Here is an 18,949-nt window from a genome sequence, read left to right on the forward strand (position 1 = left end):
ATATGGATGAGTTAGAAATAATTGTACCATTTATTGTGATTTTATAAGAAGAGTTTCCTGAATGTAAATTTATAAGCTATAGAAACTTTTACATGAATTTTTTTAAGAAAAATAAATGATTTAAATGAAAAATAAATATTTAGGTTTAATTTTTGTAAATAAATGATCATTGTTCTAAATGCAACACCAAAAATATTATATATGATACCAAAAAAAATACATTACTGCTGGTTTGGCGGTAAAGAAAAAGACGAATTGGCAAAACATTGTTTTGAGACCTGGAAAAAAATTCATCCTGATTTCGAAATTATAGAATGGAATGAAAAAAATGCTCCCATTAAAGATAATAATTATGTAAAAGAAGCTTTTGAGCAAGGAAAATGGGCATTTGTATCAGATTATGTACGTTCAAAAGTGATGCTGGATCACGGCGGCATATACATGGATACCGATATGGAACTGAAACTTCCTTTGGATGAATTTCTCAACGAAAAAGCGGTATGTGGTTTTGAAGTAAAAGGGGTGCCATATTCCGCCTTTTGGATGGCCGAACCGGGACATCAGCTTTCGAAAGATTTTGTTGAATATTACAATAAACAGAAAGGTTTTGAAGAAAGGATAAATACCGATATTTTTTCTGAAATGCTGGAAAAAGATTACGGAGCCAACCGTTTTTCAGATAAGATCCAAAAGCTTAAACATGATGTCACTCTTTATCCTTCAGTTTATTTCTCACAGGATCTGCCAAAAAACTATGTAAGTCACCATTTCAACGGATCCTGGTTTGGAGGCGATGAAGAAAACACGCATAAAACAATGGTTAACATCTATGGACTTTTAGAAAGACTTACTACGGAAAAAAATTCTGAAAAAGCAGTTCAAAATATTATAAACGAACATAAAATTATTGACGTTGCAAAAATACTGGATCTCATCCCCAAAGAACAGATAAAAAAATATTTGGAAAATTAATTGTGACAGTTAACAGAATTCATACAAAACTCCACTACAAACGTATTGGAGTTTTTTTAGAATCAGAGTTTAAGATCAAGGTTTTTAAGGGAAAATTGTTTAATATTTTCTTTAAATGTTTTAAAAATTGTTGATGCGCTAAATTTGGATCTCGAACTTTGCCAGTTTATTTTACATTTTAAGAATTATTTGTTGACATTCTTTTTCAACCATTCCAAGCGACGTTGATCAGGAAGATGTTTTACCGAAAAATTTTCGAATGTGGCATTAAATCCATTTCCATCAGGACTTGCAGCCATAAACCCTATCATTACAGGCGTATTATCTTTAAAATAGGCGTTTCTCATCATGATATAATCTTTATCGTCAAAAGAGTAAAATATTTCTACGGCATCTAATCTGCGAATGGCTTTTATCCATACAAAGGGTGGTGTTTTATCAAGAACGATTACGCTCCAGTCACTTGTTGTATGGGTTACTACCGTAATTAGATTATATTTACCGTCAACAAATTCTATCCCGGCTTTAATGTAATTTTCAGCGTCGATTCTCAGCATCAATCCGGCCTGATCAAACCTCGCCTTATAATCTCCCGAAATCTTCACTTTTGTTTCAAACTCACCGCCGTAATTTGTGTAATAAAACGGTGCGTCATCTACGGTAAAACCATAATGTGATATTCTCCAATAATCACTTTGAGGCGTTACAGACATTGTGAGTTTTTTATCTTTAATATCCCATTTTTGAGGTTCGTTAAACCATGTCATTTTTTCAAGAGATTGTGCTTTTAATTCCTGGAATAGAGAAAAAATAAAAAATACAGAGGCTAAAATATTTTTCATTATGTACTTAAATTATTTTTAAATATTTCGAATAACACGACACGGGTTTCCCAATGCCAATACATTTGGCGGAATATCTTTTGTAACCACACTTCCGGCACCGATTACCGTATTATCTCCTATGGTTACACCGGGTAAAATGCTGCATCCGGCACCAATCCAGACATTATTTCCTACTTTGATAGGGTGAGCATATTCCAGAGCATTGTTTCTTTGTTCGATATCAAAGGGATGTCCGGCTGTGTAAAATCCGCAGTTGGGTGCAATAAGAACATTATTACCGAAGGTTACTTTTGCACAATCTAAAATAACGACATTCATATTGCTGTAAAAATTTTCTCCAATCTCGATATTGTAACCGTAATCACAATAAAAAGGTTGCTCGATATGAAAATTTTCACCGGTTTTATGAAACAGTTTTTTTATTAAATCTTTCCTTTCTGCTATTTTTGAAGGTAACAGATGGTTATATTGAAAACAGAGATCTTTAACTTCCTGTCTTTCAATGATTAAATTTTCATCATTTGCGTTGTACAGTTTGCCGGCAAGCATTTTTTCTTTTTCGTTATGATAAATCATTGTATTTTTACTTTATTGTGAAGCAAAAGTAGAAGCTTAGTCAATGTCTGTCAATGCTGAATTATAACCATTCTGAATTTCTTCAGAGACAGAAATGTAAAATGTAGATTTAAAAAAATTGTATTGTGAAAGACCCTGAAAAGAATATTGCATTTCAGTCTCAATTGGAAGAGAAATTATTAAATCAGAAATTTAAAGATTTATCTGAAAGTAAAAATACACTGCTTCAAAAATGCCAACAACTGGCAAAAGATTTTGTTGATCTGAAAAATGGTATTGCTATCCTGAGTGATCTTCGGTACAATAAAAGTTATATTTATAAAGGTAAATTGGCAGAGAAAATCAATGTTTTTCAAAATAAAGATCAAGATGAGATTGAAAGTATATGGGAAGAAGAACTTTTTTCAAAGCTAAATTCTTATGACGTGTTGCAAAAGCATGTCTTTGAGCTGCAATTTTTTCAGTTTATCAAAACTATTCCTGCAGATCAACAGAAAGATTATTATGTTCTCAGCAGACTGCGAATTGAAGGAAAAGATGATCAGGCGCTGATTCATAAAATGTTTTATTTCAAAAATGAAGGTGATGAAAATGTACAATTAGCACTCTGCCTGTATTATTTTGATTTTATGAATGTATCTTTTTTGCATGGAATTATTGTAAATACTGCAGATGGATCAATCATTCAGCAGACCGACGAGAGCAACAGCAATATGCTCACCGCGCGTGAAAAAGAAATTTTATTACTCATCCAGAAAGGAAAAATAAGCAAAGAAATTGCCGACAAACTCTATATAAGCATCAATACTGTTAACCGTCATCGCCAAAATATACTTGAAAAACTAAGAGTAGTAAATACGACAGAAGCCTGTTCATTAGCAATTAAAATGAGATGGATTTAAAAATTATTTTTGTGAGTTTTTGATTCTCTTAATTTTAATACCGCTATAAGTTCAACTTTATTATATCTCTTAAATAATTTATGGTACAGCACTTGCAACATGTTGGGTACACTAAACAATATATTATTATGGACAACAGCAAAATAGTATCTACACTGAATGATTTATTAAACATTACCAACGACAGAATTCAGGGATTCGGGAAAGTAGAAGAAAAAGTTTGGGACTCTTACGCCAACTTGAAAGTAGACTATGACCAAATGATGAGGGAAGCCAAAATAATGAGAGCAGATCTTATAGATTTGATTAATGAGCGCGGCGGAAAGGTAGATGATACGACTACTGTTGCAGGAGCATTGCACCGAACATGGATTGATGTTAAAAATTCTTTTGCGGGCAACCATGCAGAATCAACACTTGAAAATGTTGTATTTGGTGAAAAAGCAGCGATTAATGCATATCAGGAAGCATTACAGAGTGATAATCTTTGTCCGCAGAGTACGGTGGTGGTTGCCGATCAGCACGAAAAGATAAAATCATCTTACAAAAAATTCGAAAATCTGGAAAATCTGAATGATTAGATAAATCACAGAAAATTATGAAAACCTATTGAATATCTATTCAGTAGGTTTTTTTTAATTTTTAATTAATCAGTTTCCTGTAATTAAATTAGAACATTAATAAGAAATTGGGAAATACATCATTTCATGATTAACAAAGTAAGATCAAGATAAAAATTATAAATGGCGGCAAGATAGTTGCAGTTCATTATATATCAAAAAAATAGCTACCATGAATTTGCCGCTCAGTACTGAATTTCACACAGAAAATAGTGCCATCAGTGATTTTCGCACAGAAGTCTTAAAAGGATTAAACAGCCATCCCAAAAAATTATCTTCCAAATATTTCTACGATAAAACCGGTGATCAGATTTTTCAAAAAATAATGCAGATGCCGGAATATTATCTTACAAAATGTGAGCTGGATATTTTCCAGAATAAAACAAAGGAAATTGCTGATAATATAATAATCAACAACTCACCATTTGATCTTATAGAACTCGGAGCCGGTGATGCAATGAAATCATCATTTCTTATAGAATATCTCGTTCAGAATGGTGTAGAGTTCAATTATATGCCAATCGATATTTCAGGAAACATACTTTCAGTTCTAAATGACAAGCTTTCTCAGAAAGTTCCGGATTTATCTATTATTCCACTGGAGGGAGAATATTTTGATATGCTTAATAAAGCCACAGAAATTTCTACCCGAAGAAAAGTCGTACTTTTTCTGGGTGGAAATATAGGAAATATGGATAAAGAGGAATCTTCCCATTTCTGCCGTGAGCTCAGACGAAAACTCAATCCGGGTGATCTTGTTCTCATGGGTTTTGATCTGATGAAACATCCGCAGATAATATTAGATGCTTATAACGATGATGCCGGAATCACTGCACAATTCAATCTGAATCTTTTGGTAAGAATCAACAGAGAACTTGAAGCAGATTTTGATGTCCTGCAGTTTCAGCATTATCAAACCTACGATCCGCTTACCGGAGCCTGCAAAAGTTACCTTGTAAGTATGACGGAACAAAAAGTTCATATCGGGAACAATGAATTTGCATTTGAAGAAAATGAGGCAATTGATATGGAGGTCTCTCAAAAGTTTTCACCCTCAGATATTGATAAATTAGCGAAAGAATCAGGATATTATGTTCTGAAAGAGATAAGAGATTCCAAAAACTGGTTTGTAGATTCAATTTGGCAGGTATAATTTAATATTAATTTTAATGGAACTAAACTCAGATATAATCAGTAAAGAAAATTCAAAAAGCAACTGGATTAACCGCTATTCGGATGTCAGAAATCATTCTGTAGATATTTGTAAACCGCTGGAGATTGAAGATTATGTTGTACAGCCCATTGTAGACGTAAGTCCTCCAAAATGGCATTTGGGACACACTACATGGTTTTTTGAAACCTTTATTCTGCAGCCATATTGTACTGGATATAAAGTATTTGATCCGCAGTATAATTTTGTTTTCAACAGTTATTATGAGACTGTTGGTGCGCGTGTAATCCGTACAGACCGTGGAAATTTAAGCCGTCCTTCAGTTTCTGAGATTTTCAGGTATCGGGAATATGTAGATGAGAATATGAAAGTTTTTCTCAACTCCGAATTTTTCAACAATGACATCGAACCAATTCTTGAGCTTGGCTTAAATCATGAACAGCAACATCAGGAATTGCTCCTTACAGATATAAAATATATTTTAGGTCATAATCCGCTCTTTCCACCTTATAAACCACAAGGTCTTAATCAGAATATTCCTGTAAATAAAGTTGAAATGATCGGCTTTCCGGAAGGTGTTTATGAGATTGGATCCTTTGGAGATAGTTTTTGTTTTGATAACGAACTCGGAAGACACAAAGTATTTCTGAATGATTTTGAAATTTCTTCAAGTTTAGTAACCAACCAAGAATATCTTGAATTTATGGCAGATGGAGGATATGAAGATTTCAGACATTGGCATGCCGAAGGATGGGATTGGGTGAAACAAACACAGGCAAACTCACCATTATACTGGCATTTTATTGACGGTGAATGGATGCATTATACATGGTCCGGACTACAGAAAATAAATCTTGACGAAGATCTTTGCCATATCAACTTTTTTGAAGCTTCAGCATATGCAGCCTGGAAAGGAATGCGTTTACCTACTGAAGAAGAGTGGGAAACAGCTTCGGATCATTTCAAATGGGGCAAAAGATGGGAGTGGACAAATTCTGCCTATCTTCCTTATCCTGGCTTTAAAAAAGAAGCTGGCGCAGTAGGAGAGTACAACGGAAAATTTATGATCAACCAAATGGTTTTGAGGGGAGCTTCCGAGGCAACACCTGAAGAACATAGCAGAAATACATACCGTAATTTTTTTCCGACACATTTGCAGTGGCAGTTTACAGGGATTAGATTGGCAAAATAAATTGTTTTTGGGTCTGTAAATAAAAGATCCTCATCTTTACAAAAGATGAGGATAGAAAGATTACTTTGAGTGATGATGAAAAAATTATTTCGGTTTATTCAAAGGACATGCCATGGTTTAAATAAAATAAGCTTTGTGGTATCTGAATTTTAATTTTTTTTAAAATGGTCATTCAAAACAGGTTTTTGATCTCATCCACCAGAATTTTCACTTGCAGAGGTCTCTTTTTATCATCAACTTCAAGTTTGTTATAAAAACCTGTTTTTACGATAACCATATTTTTGTCTGGGACGATTATTATAAACTGACCTAAAAATCCATAAAAAAAGCGAACATTTGAAGCCTCATCATCATTTGCCCAAATCGTATAGCAAAAAGCATCATTTTCTTTTGTGGGACTCAGCATTCTTTTGCAATAATCTTTATTGATGAGTTGTTTACCGTTCCAATTTCCATTTTGCAGAATTAGTTGTCCTATTTTTGCCAGATCTCTTGCAGTTGCATGGATGCAGCAAAATGCTTTTTCTATTCCTTTTTCATCTGTGCTCCATTTTGCTGTTGACTCCATCCCAAGAGGAATCCATAATTTTTCAGAAAAATATGAAGCCAGACTTTTACCTGTAATTTTTATCAATGCTAATCCTAAGAGTTGAGCTGAAACGCTTTGATATTCATAGCAAATTCCCGGCATTTTATTTATTTCTGTTTCAAAAGTCTGTTTTGCAAGATCTTCTACAAAATATTGCTTAGAATTTTTGGCAAACGGATGGCGGTATTCTTCATCCCAATCAAAACCACCCTGCATGGTCATTAAGTGCCGAAACGTAAGGTATTTACCAAACTTAGTATTTTTATATTCGGGGAAAACAGTTGAAATCAATTGATCTTCAGAACTTAAAAAACCGTCGTCAATAGCACATCCCAACAGAATAGAAAGAAAACCTTTTGCCATGGAGAACGAATTCATCAACGAAAATTCATCATGATTCTTCCAGTATTGTTCATGGATAAGTGTATTGTCCTTAATAACGATCAGTGAAGATGTTCTAGTTTTTCTAAGCTCATCTTCAAACTGCTCTGAAATTTTTTTTGTATTATATGTGAAGTTTTTCTTCCACGGTTCCGGGGTAGAGTTAGAAATAATATTAGAAGGAAATTTGTCTGCATCGTCAATTGATGGCGTCATTGGTCCTTTCTTTAAATTGATACCAATCGCTTTGAATATATATCCGTAACCCGAGAGATAAATTATTCCTGCGACTGCTGTACTTCCGGCTATAATTCTTAAGATAGCTTTTTTCATAAGTGAATAAAAAATTATTTTTGAAGATAATTCGATACTATTTTAATCCTAAGATCCAAAAATACCCAACTCAAAAGTCGGGCAGTAAAAATGATTCTTTTGTGATGAAAACATAACGATCAATATTCAAAGGATATGCCACTAAAGTAATGATATTCATGTCATAAATTATTCTTGTAATTATTTGTAGATTTACAGCCTTATGAATATCAAATTACGATCAACTTCAGACGGTTTAATTTATATAAAACAGTCTGTGATCATTAACCTGAAACGTCCCAATTCACTTGAGGGAGCCAAAGCATTGGGAAAACCCATTATTGTGAATGTAAATCATATCAATTTTCTCAGCCATAATATTGATGGAAATGTTACTTTTTTTATGACAAACGGTTTTGAAATATCAATGAATGTTTTTTATGATGAAGCTGAAGAGATACTTAATAATGCAAAAGCAGGTTTAGCTTTTCCTACATTTTCAAATGATATTCAGGAAAAGCTAATTTAAAATAAAATGAATACAATATTGGTTTTATGATTCTGAAAGCTATTTACTTTTATAAAATTTGTTTTTCTTCCTGTTTGAGATCTTGATTTTCTGTCTTAATTGTCGGGAATTCTGATCTGCTCAGAGCAAGTACAATTCTTTCAGCGGCAGTATCACAAAAATCGAGACCCGAGTAGTCAGGATTTAGTCCGCCAATAAAAGGTACTGCCATAATGTAAAGACCATCAATAGATTGATTATACACATCCAATGACTGAAAATAATCATTAATATTTAAACCGGGAACATTCAGATAATAATTTTGCTGATCAGAAGATTTAATTACCTTTTGATTTTCATTTATATATAATTCTTCACCTTTTTGCTGATTTTTAAAACGAAGATAAGCCGCACTTACCAGATTTTCGTTCAGTAAACTTTTGAAAGGTAAATCTTCAGGGTTCATTTGTTGCTGACCGATAGAATCTACAAACATCTCATAATGTTTCTTGACCTGATTACCATCTTTATCGGCATAAAGATAATCTGCACCACCCTGAATATTGGGTTCTACCGTACTTTCTTCGTCAACTTCAATTAATGTAACAAGACCAGCTTTATGAAGAGCCATCATTTCTTTATATGATGATTGTGGCAATGATGCAATAATGATCGTAATCAATGGCATTAAAGTAGATTTCAGGCGCAACATATCTTCAGCAGAGAAATGTTTTGCAGGATAATTCATCGCATAACTGAAAGCTGCAAGTTTTTCTTTCCAGGTAATCGATTTTTTTCTGGTAATTGATTTTTCTGCTTCGTAATATTCTGCTTCGAAAAGATCAAAAGTATCTGCTTTCTCACGCAAACCCATCATTTTTTCTACGAATTTTTCAATACTTAAATTTTTAATCGATTCATAAAATTCAGGATCTTTTTCCTTTAAAGGTAATTTAAAATTGATCTCAAATACATAATCAAGATCTACAAAGCCTTCGTGTTTTTCTTTATAATTGGCAATTTCCTGTAAAGACATCGCCCATTTTAGAGAGTAAGAATCGTCTTCGGAATGAAATCTCAAAGCAGGAAGAAAACCTCCTTTTGAAAATAAATCCAAACGAAAATTTTTGGATGAACGATCGAGTTCATAAATCAATTGATCACCATCTTCACTGAATTTTCCATTTAGTCTTGCCAAAGTTTTTACGGAGTCAATTGCTGTAAGAGATGTGCCGCGTACAGCGATCGGAAAATTGGTGGAATCTTTAAATTTTGATGGCGGATATGGTGAATCGTACCAACCTTTAACGGTTTCTTCATGTTTTTTGCGCCAAACGTGACCTGTACAGATGATAACCCGATCTGCTGAAAAATCTTCATTATCAACATTGTTTTCTGTGATAATTTTAAATTGTTTACCTGAGTTTACATTAGGGATAATATCTTTAACAGCAGTTTCTTTTTTCACCACTATATTGATGCCTTTTTCTTCTGCAATACTGAGAAATTGGTTAAACTGATCTTCTAAATAATCTCCCAGCAAAAGCCTCGGAATAACAAGGTAGGGATTAATATTTTCAGCATCTTTAAAATCATTAAAGATTTTACTGGGATTTCTTCTGATAAAATTTTCAAAACTGTCTGCAAGTTCCGGCAGCTCATTAGCAGAAACATTCGCTACATGTTCGTTACAAGATCCATATTTACCATAAGGCATACCAACGCCAAGTCTATTATTTCTCTCGAAAATATAGATGTTTTTTGGAAGAAAAGAGCTGTTTACGATATGTTTTAAAAAAAGCAGTGCGGCCGGACCTCCGCCAATCACTGCGATATCTTGTGTACTATTTGGGTTCATAAAATATGTATTGTCACTAGTAAGAGTTCAAATAATGTTCCTTAAATAAAGTGCATGTAGATAAAATAATTAACTTTTTATGATTATAAACATATTGCTGTTGTTTATTAAAAAACTGCAGTTTATCATGATGTAATTAGTTTTGAAAAAATATGACAGAAAAGATTATTTCGAAGAAAATTTTGCAATCTAATGATCCCGGCCATATAAGATCCGTATAGTTTACAGGTAATTTGAAAACGACCAATCAGATTATGACTTTTAATTTTTTTTAGATGTATATATTTGAGTTAATCCTCAAATAATTTATACCTCTATCATTAATTTTAGCAAAGAAATGTCTGGTGAATAAATTGTGAAATCACTTATCAAACCCAATAATTTATTTATGAAAAAATCTATTGCATCGAAAACTATTCCTGCTTTGGAACATCATTTTATGGAATCTGAAAAGGCATAAAAAACTGTAAAATAATTAAATCGTTTCTTAAAAATAATGAGTCCGTTTTCAATAAATGAAAAATGGATTTTTATGATTTATCAATCTCGTATTGGAGAATTGTTGCCATAAAAAAATTATTGAAGCAAAATAATTATAAAACTAACTCATCTGCTATGAATTTGAATTTTAAATACCACAGATTGCAAGATTGGTTTTTGTTGGTACAGAATTAGATTATGATTTTGTATAAACCAAAATTATTATTATGAAATTATCTACAGAATCTGAGAATATTGCTTCTCATTACACAAGAGAAATTGAGCGTCAAAAAGCAATTAAAGCTTTAGAAAAAGCAAAAACAATTAAGAGAAAAGTTGTATTTCTGCCTCAAGGTGCAACAGGAAACATAAATATCCGTGAGGTATTTTAGTTAGCACACAAAAACAGCTGAATTCGTTAAAAATTCAGCTGTTTTTGTTTACAATATTCGCTAAAAAATATCATAGCCAGAATTATGTTTAAACTGTATCACATAAAAATAGCATAAAGCTTTAAATTTAGCATAATTTAAAATATATAATCGCAATTGCAAAACTATGCATTACCGAAGATGTAGAATTTTAGTATACTTTGCATTTTATATATCCTTAAAAATCTTTTAATATCTTTAGCAATTCCACTTGCTGCATTACATCGTTTTTGCTACTAATCAGGTTGAAATTTGCCTGAAGCCAATTGTTTCGCACAATAAAAAAAGTATAAGCGTCCATAAGACCTTCTTTGTATTTTTCTTCAGATTTTTGAAACGAAAGTTTTTGATTTTCAAAATTTAATTCTAAAAGATTATATTTTTCCTGAGCATTCAGATATTGAGCTTTAATGGAATTGATCGATTTGGTAAGATCATTAATAATCAACTGTTTATCGTAATTCGAATTGATGACATTTAGTTTTGCGATTTCCACGTTATTTTTAACCTGAAACTTATTGAAAACCGGAATATTTAAACCAAAAGAAACCGACTGATTTTTATTTTGGCCGAATTGATCTGAAAAAGAAGTACTGGAAAGATTAGTATTACCTAAAAATTTATTATAAAAAGTTGACCAACTGTAGTTTCCGTTGAGTGTCGGAAAATAATTGGATCTTTCTAAAGCGATATTTTTTTCCTGAGCTTTAATTTCAGCAATTACCACTTTATAGGCCGGATTGTTTTCAATTAATTGATTGGTGAATTCAGAATTGTTGAAATTTTCTACAGCAAGATAATTCTCATTTTCCATTTTAAAATCAATATAATCTTCTGTAATATTCAGAGCATTAAGCAAATTTATTTTTGCCAGATCCCGTTGGTTTTTTGCTGAAACCCATTGTTCCTGCAACGTTCCAAGGTTTGCTTTAATGTCATAAATGTCGCTTTTAGGACGGTTTCCAGTCTCAACTTCTTTTTCGGTACGTTTAATTTGTTCCTCGATTCCCGAAATTTGGGTTTCTAAAACTTCCAGCCAGCTTCTGCTGTTCTGATAAGCAAAAAACGTCTGAATAACATTCAGTTTTACTTCGTTTTGCGCTTGTTTGAGTTTGTAGGTATTGGTTGTTTTGTTGAGTTTTGATAAAGAAATATTCAAATAATTTTTCCAGTTAAACAATTCGGCACTTGCCTGAGCAAAAGCCTGATCATATTGCGTATTTAAAGCTTCCCGCTGATTATTTGACTGATTAATTGATGATCCGAAACTGTAACTGTGATTCACACCGGCAAACACTGATGGCAACAACATTCCTTTTGAAGCAGCAATCTGTCTGTCATTTTTCTGAATATTTACAGTTGCCTGTTTTATTAAAGGATGATTTGTCGAAGCATAATTAAGGCAATCTTGTAAGTTCCAGACTTTCTGTGCAGAAAAAAGATTAATAAATAATATAAAGATTAGTTTTTTCATAATAAGTTCTTGATTTATAGTTGATAGTTGTTTATATTGATAAGTTTTCAATCAATTAACAACCAACAACAATCCCCAAATTATTCGTATTTCAAATATTTCACAAGATTGATTTTTGTAGCACGATAGGCTTTGAAGCTCACCACAAAAAAAGTTAATATTGACAATAAAATCAGGCTTAAAAAGTAAGGCCAAATTGGCATATCAATTCGATAAGCAAAATCTTTAAGCCATTCATTCATTGCATAATATCCGAAAGGAATGCTTATTAAAACTGCAATTATACAGATCAGCAAAAATCTTTTGGTTAAATCCCAGACAATCGTTTTTTCGTCGGCTCCCAATGTTTTTTTGATGGCAACATCTTTTAACTTTTGTTCAATTAATAGGGAAGACAAAGCGAATAATCCCAACAGAGCAATAAAAAGTACCACCATATTTAAAGTTGTGAAAAGTGTTTGTTGCTTCTGGAATTTTGCAAAAGTTTTGGCGAACTGTTTATCCACAAACTCATATTCAAACGGATAACCCGGTTCTGCTTTTGTAAGCCAGAATTCTTTTATTTGCTCTATAGTTCCGTTGATATCATTTCCGGAAAGCTTTATCTGCAGATTTTGCATATTGTTTTTTGCCCAGTTTCTGTCATAGTTAAAAAATAACATAGGCTCTACAGGTTTATCGACTCCGTTGATGTAGAAATCTTTTAGAACACCTATAATTTTATATTTTTTCTTTTGTTCCCAACCCGGAAAAACTTCTTTTCCGAGAGCCTGATTTTTATTCCAGCCCATTTTTTTGACGAAAGATTCATTGGCAACTGCTCCGGAAATAGTATCCGAAGCATAGCGAAGATCCATGTCTCTTCCTGATGCAAACTTCATCTTATAGAATTTGAAATAGTTATAATCAATACCTCCAACCAACACGTTGGGAACTGACTTTGTGGTGTCTAAAGCGTTTTTTACGCTAGATGCATTTGCCAATCCTAAACCTATGGAATTTACAGAACCTGTAATATCTGTAACACCGTGTATTTTAGAAATTTCATTTTTAAGACGAATGTATTTTTTAAAATTATAATTACTTTGCCAATCGGTCTTTTTAAACTGTATTTGAATTACCTGATCACCTTTGAATCCCAAATCTTTATTCATCATAAAACTGACCTGCGTATGAATAATTAATGAACAGATGATAAAAAATGAAGAGACAATGAGCTGTAAAGTCAGAATAGAATTTCTCAGCCAAACACCGCTTTTGCTTCCTGCGAAATTACCTTTTAATGTATTGATCGGTTTAAAATTCGAAAGATAAAGAGCGGGGAGCAACCCTGAAATTAATGCAAAAACAATTAATAATAATCCGGTATAAATAAACAAATTAGGATCATTAAGTATAATTTCTTTGTTAAGAAATTTGTTGTAAGTAGGAAGCAGAAGCTCAACCATTGCCAAAGCAAAAATATATGCGGTAAAACAAATGATAAAGGTCTCCAGCAAAAATTGATACATCAATTTTGATCTCGTGCTTCCCACGGCTTTTCTTATTCCTACTTCTTTTGCTCTTTGGGAAGCCTGAGCTGTTTTAAGATTAATAAGATTGATGCCGGAAAGTAACAAAATTAATGCTGATAAACTCATCAGAATCATTATCGATTTTTTATCACCTTTCTCTACACCTTCGCTTTTAGCGTCCAGTTTCATTTTGCTGATCGGAGTTAAATAAACCTTTGCACTATTTTTTTCGTCATATTTTTCGCCCAATTTTGCCGAAACAATTTTTTCCTGGGCAGATTGCTGGTCGGAAAGTTTTTTCTCCAGTTTTTTAATGTCAGTTCCGGGTTTCAATTTAAAATAGCCTACATAACTGTAATTTGTCCATTGTGAATTAGAACCACTTCCATTATCCAGACCTTGGTTTCTCATTATAAATCCGGGTTTGAAAACACTGTTTGTTGCCGGATTTTTGTAAACAGCTGTCACAACCATTGGTTTTGCGTCAGGTTCATCAAAACTGATGGTCTTTCCGACACAGCTTTTGTATTCGTCACCGAAAAGCGTTTTGGCAGTTTCCTCGGATATTACAATTTTAGATTTATCACTTATAGAATTCTTAAAACTTCCTGCAACTTTTTCAAGTGGAAAAAAATCAAAAAAAGAATCTGATGCCCTGCAAGATGATACAAAAGCAGAATTGCCTTGTGCTATAAGGCGAATCTTATAACTTGCCCAAAGATTGGCGGTGGTATAATCTTCAATTTCAGAAAACTTTTCTTTAGATACCGAAAGTTCGGGGTAGCTGGAAACCAGCATAGTTCCGAAATCGGCATTTGCATTTTCTACAAGATAAATATTCTCTTTATTCGGAATCCATTGTTCGTATGATTTTTCGTCCTGCCAATGAATAAATATTAACAGAAAAACACACAGACCCATACTTAATCCCAAAATATTAACAATGGTAGAAAGCCAGTTTTTTCTGTAGTTAACGAATGCTATTTTGAGCCAGTTTTTTAACATAGTTTTTTGTTTTTTTTAGGTTGGAAGATGGATGCAGGAAGTTTGATTTTAATTACTGTGCGGAAAAACTTCCAGCTTCCATCATCAGACATCCATCATCATTCGTATTTCAGATATTTTACAAGATTCACTTTTGTAGCTTGATAGGCTTTAATGCTTACAACGGTAAATGTCAAAGCCAGTAATAAAATCAAGCTTAAAATAAATGGGAAAAGCGGCATATCAATTCGGTAAGCAAAATCTTTCAGCCATTCATTCATCAAATAATAACTGATTGGCATACTGATGAGAACCGCCGTCAAAGTAATCCAAAGAAATTGCTTCGTCAATCCGAAAACCAATGTTCCGTCTGATGCACCCAAAGTTTTTCTAATCGCGACATCTTTCAGTTTTTGTTCAATCATCAATGATGATAAAGCGAATAACCCTAGTAGAGCAACCATCAAAACCATTGCATTAAGAATCGTGAAAAGCGTCTGTTGTTTTTGGTATTTAACAAAACTCTCTGCAAATTTTTTATCAATAAAGTAAGAATCGAAAGGATAGCCTGGTTCTGCTTTTTCTTGCCAGTAGGTTTTGATTCTTTTTATTGTCCCATCGATATCTTCAGACTTCAATTTCAATTGAATGTTGTAAACCCCAAATCTTTTCCAGGTAGTTTCTTTATAATGAAAAAATGTAATAGGTTCTACTGCAGTTTTCGGACTCCACATATTAAAATCGTTCACAATTCCTACGATATGATATGGTTTGCTGTCAAAACCCGGACGAATCTCATTCTTCAAAGCTTCATCATCTGTCCATCCAAATTTCTTTACAAAAGCTTCGTTTACCATAACATTTGCAATTGTATCTGAAGCTAAATTAGGATTCAGCCAGCGTCCTTTTTTTAGTTTTACATTCATAAATTGGAGATAATCAAAATCCATAGAACCATGTTGAGCATTGATACTTTTATCTCTAAAATCTACGTTTGAATTACTGAATCTGCCACTTCCAGGAACTGCTTCTCCGAAAGAAATACTTTCAATACCTTCAATTTTACTTAATTCATTTTTCAGGCGTTCATATTTCAGCCAGGGTTTTTCTACATTTTCGCTAAAATTAACATACAATATCTGTTTTCCACTAAAACCAATGTCTTTATCCATCATATGTTTCACTTGTGATTTTACAACCAAACCTCCTATAATGAAAAATGAAGAAATAATTAATTGCAATGTCAAGATTCCATTTCTCAACCAAACTCCGTGTTTGCTTCTGGCAAAATTTCCTTTCAGAGTTTCAATAGTTTTGAAGTTTGATAAATACAGTGCAGGAATTAATCCGGAAATCAGGGTAACTGCCAAAACCATAGATAAAGAATAAAAATAAATAAGCCAATCGTTCATTTTTATTTCTTTGCCATAAAACTTATTAAAACTTGGTAAAAAAAGTTCTGTTAAAGCTAAAGAAAGAAGATATGATGCGAAACAAATGATAAATGTTTCCATTAAAAACTGAAGAACCAAACTTGATTTTGTACTGCCGATCGCTTTTCTCACCCCAATTTCTTTGGCACGTTGAGAAGCTTGTGCTGTTTTAAGATTAATGAAATTTATGGCAGACAAAACAACTATCAAAACAGAAAGTGTAAGCAAAATCATCATTGTCTGAAAATCGCCATTTCCGAACCAATAAGCTTTTGCATGGAGTTTTAATTTATCTAATGGTATCAGTTCACAACTATTCGGACCGTACAATTCCATATATTTCTCAACGGTAACACCAGAAGAACCTTCCTCATTGATTTTTGCTCGATATTCAAAGACTTCTTTAACCAATTTATTTTGTACAGCAACTATATCGGCATTGTTTTTCAGCATAAAAAAACATCCGTAATTAAAGCTTCCCCAGGCTTCTTTATCATTTTTCATCTGTTCATAAGCCAGAATGATAAATTCAGGTTTTATGAGACTGTTTTCCTTTGGTAATTCATAAACGGCAGTTACAATATAATTTTTACCATTAAACTTCAGGCTTTCTCCGGCAACATTAGTTCTTCCAAAAATATTTTTGGCTGAAGTTGTAGAAAGAGCAACTGCATTTTCGCTTTTAAGAGCGTCTTTAAAACTTCCTGAAATTAATTTGAATGGAAAAAAGTTGAAGAAATGTTCGGATGTTGCTATTCCGTCTTGCTGATAAACCGTTTTGTTTTTTGCTGTCATTTTGAAACCCATTCCAGACGAATTAAAAAGAACAAAATCTTTCACTTCCGGAATCAGCTTCGCAGCACGTTCGGCCATAGGAATAGAGATATTGCTTCCGTAGCCGTTATCTTTTTTGTAATAACTCTGAATCCCATAGATTTGATCTTTCTTGGGATTCCATCTTTCATAGGATTCCTCATCATTCCAATGCATCAGGATGAGCATAAATCCGGTAAGACCAATGGTCAAACCAAACAAATTAATGATGGTGGAAAGCCAGTTTTTTTTATAATTGATGAAGGCAATTTTGAGCCAGTTTTTTAACATAGTTTCGAATTTTATTAAACCTTCAAGGTTTCAAAAACCTTGAAGGTTTGGATATAGAGAATGAATGTTTTTACTAAAAGTTTTTAGCATCTGCTTTTTCGAAAACATCTTTTCTTTGGGAAGAATGTTCTTCAGAGAAAATCTCGCCGTCTTTCATGTTCACAATTCTGGAAGCATAACCAGCGTCATAAGAAGAGTGCGTTACCATTGCAATCGTAGAACCTTCTCTGTGAAGTTCTGCCAGGAGATTCATTACCTCGTTGCCGTTGGAACTATCGAGGTTTCCTGTTGGCTCATCGGCTAGAATTAATTTTGGTCTTGTTACCAAAGCTCTTGCAACAGCTGCTCTTTGCTGTTGACCTCCGGAAAGTTGTTGTGGATAATGTTTTGCTCTGTGCGTAATGTTTATTTTCTCCATAATTTCTTCCACTCTTTTTTTTCTTTCCGAGGAAGAAACGCCATTGTAAATCAAGGGTAATTCGATGTTTTCATATACCGTGAGTTCATCAATCAGATTAAAATTCTGAAAAATAAAACCGATATTTTTCTTCCTGATGTCTGATTTTTTCTTTTCAGAAGTTCCGATAGTTTCAGTTGATTCAAATTGGTAAGAACCGGAAGAAGCACTGTCTAGGAGTCCGAGAATATTAAGGAAAGTCGATTTTCCACAACCTGAAGGTCCCATTATTGCAACAAATTCGCCTTCTTTGATTTGCAGGCTTACATTATTAAGCGCATTGGTTTGAACATCTTCTGTTTTATATACTTTAGAAAGGTTTTGAATATTTATCATTGTAGTATTGTTTAAAATTTATAGTTTATTTTGAATTAAATTGAATTTATTTTTCCACCCGATTTTCTCTTCGCTGAAAACTTGATTCCCGACAAAGTTTTATACTTGATTTTAGCTAAAGAAGTTGCTTCAGCAGTCAGTTCTTCGGAAACGCTCAAAGTTACGGTTGATGTTGCAGTCGCATAAACTTTTGCTGTTTTAATGTTCACATTTTTGGCATCCAAGTTACTTGCGCTGTCTGCGTTAATTTCCGCGTTATCAGCAGAACCTCTCAATTTTGCATTGCTTGCAGAATTAATGTTTATTTTCAAATTTTTCGCAACAATTTTTCCTGAAAATCCACCTGTATTTTTAAGATTAATGTAAACATTTTCTGCTTTGGAATCTGCGAAAATTTTTCCGGCAGTTTCAGTTTCAAAAGTTTGATTTTTATTATTGAAAATACTTTTAACTCTGATATTTGAAGCATTTTCGGACTCTGCTTTTACTAAGTCTTTCATATATACAACCACTTTCGTAGCAGTATTTTGAAGCGAAACATTGGGTTTGTATTCACATAAAGCGTATTGTTTTTCAACTCAATATTCAGTTCTGAAATATAATTACTCGTCGCAACCACTTTGTCTTCCTGAGCTTTTACAATTTCCACTTCAATCGCCTGAGAAGATTTCACTGAATTAAAAGAACCTAAATTGAAAGTCTTTGTTTCTACAGAATTTTTATCTGAAAAATCTTGTCCTTTCAAAACCTTAGTCGATGTGAAAAGACCGATAATCATTGTTATAATAAGTAATAATAGTTTTTGCATTG

17 protein-coding genes are annotated in these 18,949 nt (G+C 33.0%); 7 read left to right on the plus strand and 10 right to left on the minus strand.

The features are described from left to right. Positions 1-201: 201 nt before the first annotated feature. The gene (locus ACOOWA_RS05100; RefSeq protein ID WP_421373683.1) at positions 202-972 is read left to right on the plus strand and encodes a glycosyltransferase family 32 protein; all 771 of its coding nucleotides are present in this window, start codon (positions 202-204) and stop codon (positions 970-972) included. A gap of 185 nt (positions 973-1,157) precedes the next feature. Here the strand turns inward: ACOOWA_RS05100 and ACOOWA_RS05105 are convergent, their stop codons facing one another. Next, the gene (locus tag ACOOWA_RS05105) at positions 1,158-1,814 is read right to left on the minus strand and encodes a DUF1349 domain-containing protein (protein WP_421373685.1); all 657 of its coding nucleotides are present in this window, start codon (positions 1,812-1,814) and stop codon (positions 1,158-1,160) included. An 18-nt stretch (positions 1,815-1,832) separates the two neighbouring features. After that, positions 1,833-2,393 carry a sugar O-acetyltransferase gene (locus tag ACOOWA_RS05110; RefSeq protein WP_421373687.1) on the minus strand — a complete coding sequence of 187 codons (561 nt, stop codon included), beginning with the start codon at positions 2,391-2,393 and terminating at the stop codon, positions 1,833-1,835. Between the two features lie 125 nt (positions 2,394-2,518). On the opposite strand from ACOOWA_RS05110, the gene ACOOWA_RS05115 reads away from it, so the two are divergent. The 4 genes from ACOOWA_RS05115 (at position 2,519) to egtB (ending at position 6,278) form a co-directional block, all read left to right on the plus strand. Beyond that, on the plus strand, positions 2,519-3,295 hold the full coding sequence (locus ACOOWA_RS05115; RefSeq protein WP_421373689.1) for a response regulator transcription factor: 777 nt from the start codon (positions 2,519-2,521) through the stop codon (positions 3,293-3,295). Between the two features lie 128 nt (positions 3,296-3,423). Beyond that, positions 3,424-3,876, plus strand: coding sequence for a PA2169 family four-helix-bundle protein (locus tag ACOOWA_RS05120; RefSeq protein ID WP_421373691.1), 453 nt, complete (start codon positions 3,424-3,426; stop codon positions 3,874-3,876). A gap of 211 nt (positions 3,877-4,087) precedes the next feature. After that, a complete protein-coding gene (egtD, locus tag ACOOWA_RS05125) occupies positions 4,088-5,068 on the plus strand; it encodes an L-histidine N(alpha)-methyltransferase (protein ID WP_421373693.1) in 981 nt (326 codons plus the stop codon). Positions 5,069-5,084: 16 nt separating this feature from the next. Further along, the gene (egtB, locus tag ACOOWA_RS05130) at positions 5,085-6,278 is read left to right on the plus strand and encodes an ergothioneine biosynthesis protein EgtB (RefSeq protein ID WP_421373695.1); all 1,194 of its coding nucleotides are present in this window, start codon (positions 5,085-5,087) and stop codon (positions 6,276-6,278) included. A gap of 172 nt (positions 6,279-6,450) precedes the next feature. On the opposite strand, the gene ACOOWA_RS05135 is transcribed toward egtB, so the two are convergent. Then, positions 6,451-7,581 (minus strand): serine hydrolase domain-containing protein, encoded by a 1,131-nt coding sequence (locus ACOOWA_RS05135; RefSeq protein ID WP_421373697.1) that lies wholly within the window; start codon positions 7,579-7,581, stop codon positions 6,451-6,453. Between the two features lie 202 nt (positions 7,582-7,783). Here ACOOWA_RS05135 and ACOOWA_RS05140 point away from each other — a divergent pair, with 202 nt between their 5' ends. After that, positions 7,784-8,089, plus strand: coding sequence for a hypothetical protein (locus ACOOWA_RS05140; RefSeq protein WP_421373699.1), 306 nt, complete (start codon positions 7,784-7,786; stop codon positions 8,087-8,089). A 49-nt stretch (positions 8,090-8,138) separates the two neighbouring features. On the opposite strand, the gene ACOOWA_RS05145 is transcribed toward ACOOWA_RS05140, so the two are convergent. Then, complete coding sequence (locus tag ACOOWA_RS05145) at positions 8,139-9,926, minus strand: FAD/NAD(P)-binding protein (protein WP_421373701.1); 1,788 nt, start codon at positions 9,924-9,926, stop codon at positions 8,139-8,141. Positions 9,927-10,633: 707 nt separating this feature from the next. Between ACOOWA_RS05145 and ACOOWA_RS05150 the strand changes: the two genes are divergently transcribed. Next, positions 10,634-10,798: a hypothetical protein gene (locus tag ACOOWA_RS05150; RefSeq protein ID WP_421373703.1), complete on the plus strand. Its 165-nt coding sequence runs from the start codon at positions 10,634-10,636 to the stop codon at positions 10,796-10,798. Positions 10,799-11,015: 217 nt separating this feature from the next. On the opposite strand, the gene ACOOWA_RS05155 is transcribed toward ACOOWA_RS05150, so the two are convergent. The 6 genes from ACOOWA_RS05155 to ACOOWA_RS05180 all read right to left on the minus strand — a co-directional run bounded on the left by ACOOWA_RS05155 (position 11,016) and on the right by ACOOWA_RS05180 (position 18,947). After that, positions 11,016-12,311: a TolC family protein gene (locus tag ACOOWA_RS05155; RefSeq protein WP_421373704.1), complete on the minus strand. Its 1,296-nt coding sequence runs from the start codon at positions 12,309-12,311 to the stop codon at positions 11,016-11,018. Between the two features lie 80 nt (positions 12,312-12,391). Beyond that, positions 12,392-14,830 carry an ABC transporter permease gene (locus ACOOWA_RS05160; RefSeq protein WP_421373705.1) on the minus strand — a complete coding sequence of 813 codons (2,439 nt, stop codon included), beginning with the start codon at positions 14,828-14,830 and terminating at the stop codon, positions 12,392-12,394. Between the two features lie 98 nt (positions 14,831-14,928). Then, a complete protein-coding gene (locus ACOOWA_RS05165; protein WP_421373706.1) occupies positions 14,929-17,346 on the minus strand; it encodes an FtsX-like permease family protein in 2,418 nt (805 codons plus the stop codon). Between the two features lie 73 nt (positions 17,347-17,419). Next, positions 17,420-18,139, minus strand: a complete 720-nt coding sequence (locus tag ACOOWA_RS05170; RefSeq protein ID WP_421373707.1) for an ABC transporter ATP-binding protein — start codon at positions 18,137-18,139, stop codon at positions 17,420-17,422. A 35-nt stretch (positions 18,140-18,174) separates the two neighbouring features. Next, positions 18,175-18,639, minus strand: a complete 465-nt coding sequence (locus tag ACOOWA_RS05175) for a GIN domain-containing protein (protein ID WP_421373708.1) — start codon at positions 18,637-18,639, stop codon at positions 18,175-18,177. Continuing rightward, entirely contained in the window at positions 18,636-18,947 is a 312-nt protein-coding gene (locus ACOOWA_RS05180) for a hypothetical protein (RefSeq protein ID WP_421373709.1), read from the minus strand. Before ACOOWA_RS05180 ends, ACOOWA_RS05175 begins: the two co-directional genes overlap by 4 nt. Positions 18,948-18,949 lie beyond the last annotated feature (2 nt).

The sequence above is a fragment of the Chryseobacterium sp. GP-SGM7 genome (assembly GCF_049166575.1).
GTDB lineage: Bacteria > Bacteroidota > Bacteroidia > Flavobacteriales > Weeksellaceae > Chryseobacterium.

Excerpts from the sequence above, each read along its gene's own strand:
- ACOOWA_RS05170 (WP_421373707.1), bottom strand. The coding sequence starts at position 18,139 with ATGATAAATATTCAAAACCTTTCTAAAGTATATAAAACAGAAGATGTT.
- ACOOWA_RS05175 (WP_421373708.1), bottom strand. The coding sequence starts at position 18,639 with ATGAAAGACTTAGTAAAAGCAGAGTCCGAAAATGCTTCAAATATCAGA.
- ACOOWA_RS05105 (WP_421373685.1), bottom strand. The coding sequence starts at position 1,814 with ATGAAAAATATTTTAGCCTCTGTATTTTTTATTTTTTCTCTATTCCAG.
- ACOOWA_RS05120 (WP_421373691.1), top strand. The coding sequence starts at position 3,424 with ATGGACAACAGCAAAATAGTATCTACACTGAATGATTTATTAAACATT.
- egtB (WP_421373695.1), top strand. The coding sequence starts at position 5,085 with ATGGAACTAAACTCAGATATAATCAGTAAAGAAAATTCAAAAAGCAAC.
- ACOOWA_RS05150 (WP_421373703.1), top strand. The coding sequence starts at position 10,634 with ATGAAATTATCTACAGAATCTGAGAATATTGCTTCTCATTACACAAGA.
- ACOOWA_RS05135 (WP_421373697.1), bottom strand. The coding sequence starts at position 7,581 with ATGAAAAAAGCTATCTTAAGAATTATAGCCGGAAGTACAGCAGTCGCA.
- ACOOWA_RS05165 (WP_421373706.1), bottom strand. The coding sequence starts at position 17,346 with ATGTTAAAAAACTGGCTCAAAATTGCCTTCATCAATTATAAAAAAAAC.
- ACOOWA_RS05140 (WP_421373699.1), top strand. The coding sequence starts at position 7,784 with ATGAATATCAAATTACGATCAACTTCAGACGGTTTAATTTATATAAAA.
- ACOOWA_RS05110 (WP_421373687.1), bottom strand. The coding sequence starts at position 2,393 with ATGATTTATCATAACGAAAAAGAAAAAATGCTTGCCGGCAAACTGTAC.
- ACOOWA_RS05180 (WP_421373709.1), bottom strand. The coding sequence starts at position 18,947 with ATGCAAAAACTATTATTACTTATTATAACAATGATTATCGGTCTTTTC.
- ACOOWA_RS05160 (WP_421373705.1), bottom strand. The coding sequence starts at position 14,830 with ATGTTAAAAAACTGGCTCAAAATAGCATTCGTTAACTACAGAAAAAAC.
- ACOOWA_RS05100 (WP_421373683.1), top strand. The coding sequence starts at position 202 with ATGATACCAAAAAAAATACATTACTGCTGGTTTGGCGGTAAAGAAAAA.
- egtD (WP_421373693.1), top strand. The coding sequence starts at position 4,088 with ATGAATTTGCCGCTCAGTACTGAATTTCACACAGAAAATAGTGCCATC.
- ACOOWA_RS05145 (WP_421373701.1), bottom strand. The coding sequence starts at position 9,926 with ATGAACCCAAATAGTACACAAGATATCGCAGTGATTGGCGGAGGTCCG.
- ACOOWA_RS05155 (WP_421373704.1), bottom strand. The coding sequence starts at position 12,311 with ATGAAAAAACTAATCTTTATATTATTTATTAATCTTTTTTCTGCACAG.